We start from the raw sequence: 3,648 nt of genomic DNA on the forward strand, positions 1-3,648 counted from the left end.
CCGGCGACCTTGGCCTCGCGGCACCAGGGCCCGTGGTCGTACTGGCTGTGCAGCTTGCGGTCCGGCTGGTTGGAGATGAGGTGCAGCGGGTGGCGGTCGGCGCCGGCGCCGCCCAGCCATTCGGCGGGCTCCATCCAGGCGGGATGGCCGGGGCAGTCGTCGTAGCCGAAGCCGTCGATGGTGGCGGAGAAGATCTCGATCCGGCCGGACGGCGTGGCGAGGCGGTTCGCCACCGGGTCGGTGCGGAACTCCTCCATCAGCACGAAGGGGCGCTCGCGGGCCGGCAGCGCGAACCAGCCCTTCGCCCAGAATTCGTCGAACTCCGGGAAGTCGACCTCGAGGCGGGCGCCGCGCTGGCGGATGACGGCGTAGAGGTGGCGCAGCCAGCCCATCTCGTCGCGGCCCTCGGTGAAGGCGTCGCGCTGGCCGAAGCGGTCGGCCAAGTCGGCGAAGGCGTCGTGGTCGTTGCGGGCGAGGCCGGCCGGTGCCACGGCGCGGTGCATGGCGACGAGGTGCCCGTCGTTGCCGGCGCAGGAGAGGTCGTTGCGCTCGAAGGGCACGGTCGCCGGCAGGACGATGTCGGCGTGGCGGGCGAGCGGGTTCCAGAACTGCTCGTGGACGACGATCGCCTCGGGCCGCTGCCACGCCCGCACCAGCCGGTTGAGGTCCTGGTGGTGGTGGAAGGGGTTGCCGCCGACCCAGTAGACCATGCGGATGTCGGGATAGGCGTGGCGGCCGCCGTCGAAATCGAACGGGGCGCCCGGGTTCAGCAGCATGTCGGCGATGCGGGCGACGGGGATGAAGTCCTTGACCGGGTTGATGCCCTGGGGCACCGACGGCCAGGGGAAGGCGCGCACCGGGTTGCCCTGGCCGTTCATGTCGGCATAGCCGAAGCCGAAGCCGCCGCCGGCGAGCCCGATCTGTCCCAGCATGGCGGCCAGCGTGATCGCCATCCAGTAGGGCTGCTCGCCATGGTCGCCGCGCTGCACCGACCAGCCGACCGAGATCATCGTCCGCTTGGCCGCCATGCGCCGGGCGAGGCCGCGGATGGTGCCGGCGTCGAGGCCGGCGATGGCGGCCGCCCAGTCGGCATCCTTGGGCTGGCCGTCACTCTCCCCCGTCAGGTAGGGCAGGAAGCGGTCGAAGCCCTCGGTATAGCGGTCGAGGAAGGCGCGGTCGTGCAGGCCCTCGGCGACCAGCGTGTGGGCGAGGCCGAGCATCAGCGCGGTGTCCGTGTTGGGCCGCGGCCGCAGCCATTCGGCCGCCAGGAAGTCGGCCGCGTCGGACTGCAGCGGACCGATCAGCACGAACTCGCACCCTGCCGCCTTGCATTGCAGCAGCCCCTCGCGGACGGTGTGCCGGCTGACCCCGCCGGAATGAACCTGGGCGTTCTTCATCGGCATCCCGCCGAACATCACGACCAGCCCCCGCCCCTCGGCGATCGCCGGCCATTGCGTGTGGTCGTCGAGCAGGCCGCGCGGGTCGCCGATGACCCGCGGCACGATCACCTGGGCGGCGGCATAGGAGTAGGCGTTGACCGAGCGGGTGTGGCCGCCGACGAGGTTGAGGAAGCGGCGCATCTGGCTCTGGGCGTGGTGGAAGCGCCCGGCGCTGGCCCAGCCGTAGGAGCCGGCATAGATCGCCTTGTTGCCGAAGCCCTCGCGCACGCGGGCGATCTGGCCGGCGACGAGGTCCAGCGCCTCGTCCCAGCCGACCTCGACGAAGGGCTCGGCCCCCCTGCCCTCGCCGCCCGCGCGCTCGCGCCGCGCCAGCCAGGAGCGGCGGACCATCGGCCCCTTGATGCGCAACGGCCCGTCGATGACGGGCGGCGGCGAGCGGCCGATCGGCGACGGGTCGCCGTCGAGCTCGAACGGGTGCAGGGCGACCAGCCGGCCGTCCCGCACCTCGCTGCGATAGGTGCCCCAGTGGGTGGCGGTGGTGGGGAACGCCGAACGCGGCGTCGCCTGGTCCTGAGGCATCGTCGGGTGACGCCCTTCCCTACTCGGCCGCCTCGGCCGCGCCGTAGATGCGGGCGGCGGCATCGGCCGTCACCAGCCCGTCGCGCAGGTCGGCCGCGACCGCGTCGCGCGGGCGGGCCGCCGGGTCGCCGATGCCGGCGCCGCCCGGGGTCTGGATGATGAGCCGCTCGCCCGGCGGCACGAGCTGGGAGCCCTTGCCCTTCAGCCGCTGGCCCGAGGCGAGCCCGACCGAGCCGGCCGCCCCGTCCTGCCCGCCGTCGCGGCCGCGCGGCGGATGGTCGATGCGGTCGAAGGCGGCGAGCAGTTCGACCGGCAGGCCGTCCGCGCTCTCGATCTCGATGACCTGGCCGAGGCCGCCGCGGGTGACGCCGGCGCCGCCCGAATCCGGCCGCAGCTCCTTGCGCCAGAAGAGGAGCGGGGTGACGGATTCCGCGATCTCGACCGGGGTGCCGCGCACGCCGGACGGATATGCGGTCGCCGACAGCCCGTCCTTGGCCGGCCGGGCGCCGGTGCCGCCGTTCGACGTGATGGTGACGGCGAAGCCGTACTTGCTGTCCGGCTTGTCGGCCGAGGGGCCGCGGAAGGTCATGTTGTAGAGGCAGGACGTGCCCTCCGCCGGCACCCGGTCCGGCACCACCTGGCGCAGGCAGCCGAAGACCATGTCGGGCAGCATCTGCCCGGTGATGTGGCGGGAGGAGACGGGCAGCGGATAGGGCGCGTTGAGGATGGTGCCGGGCGGGGCCGAGACCGTCAGCGGCTCCAGCGACCCGGCATTGTTGGGGATTTGCGCGGCGACGACGCAGCCGAGGCCGAAGCAGGTATAGGCCGTGGTGTAGGCGATCGGCACGTTGATGCCCTTGGCGGACGCGGGCGAGGTGCCCTCGTAGTCGACATGGATGCCGTCGGCCGAGACGGTGACGGTGGCGGCCAGCTCGATCGGCTGGTCGAAGCCGTCGACCGTCATGCGGAAGCTCCAGGACCCCTGCGGCAGGCGGCGGATTTCGGCCAGCACGGCCTCGCGCGAGTGGTGGATGATGTGCTCGGCCAGGTCGTCGAGGCTGTCCAGCCCGAACTCGTCCATCATCTCGGCCAGCCGCTTGCAGCCGACGTCGTTGCAGGCGGCGAGCGAGTAGACGTCGCCCTCGGTGTCGACGGGAAGCCTTGTGTTGGCGCGGATCATCGCCAGCAGCGTCTCGTTCATCACCCCGCGCGAGGCGAGCTTCAGCATCGGGATGTAGAGCCCCTCCATGAAGACGTCGCTGCCGTCCGGCCCGAAGCCGATGCCGCCGATGTCCATGAGGTGGCTGGTGCAGGAGAGGAGCGCCACCAGCTTGCCGCGGTGGAAGCAGGGCGTCGTCAGGACGAAGTCGTTGAGGTGGCCCGTGCCCATCCACGGGTCGTTGGTGATGTAGATGTCGCCCTCTTCCATCGTCTCGACCGGGAAGTGGCGAAGGAAGTGCTTCACCGATTCCGCCATCGAGTTGACGTGCCCGGGCGTCCCCGTCACCGCCTGCGCCAGCATCCGGCCCCGGAGGTCGAACACCCCGGCCGACAGGTCGCCGCACTCGCGCACGATCGGGCTGAACGCGGTGCGGATCAGGGTCTGCGCCTGCTCCTCGACGACCGCGATCAGGCGGTTCCACATGATCTGGGTATGGATCTGGGAGAG

At 71.8% G+C, this 3,648-nt stretch carries 2 protein-coding genes; both read right to left on the reverse strand.

Going from position 1 to position 3,648, the window contains the following annotated elements; all coding sequences use genetic code 11:
• The coding region (locus ACE3Q3_RS23395; protein ID WP_374450106.1) for a molybdopterin-dependent oxidoreductase at positions 1–1,979 on the reverse strand (1,979 nt) is incomplete at its 3' end.
• Between the two features lie 19 nt (positions 1,980–1,998).
• Positions 1,999–3,648 (reverse strand): hydantoinase B/oxoprolinase family protein (locus ACE3Q3_RS23400; RefSeq protein WP_374450109.1); only part of this gene is annotated, 1,650 nt, incomplete at its 5' end.

Origin of the sequence: Allostella sp., assembly GCF_041913585.1 — a bacterium.
In the GTDB taxonomy this organism is placed as follows: Bacteria; Pseudomonadota; Alphaproteobacteria; order ATCC43930; family Allostellaceae; genus Allostella.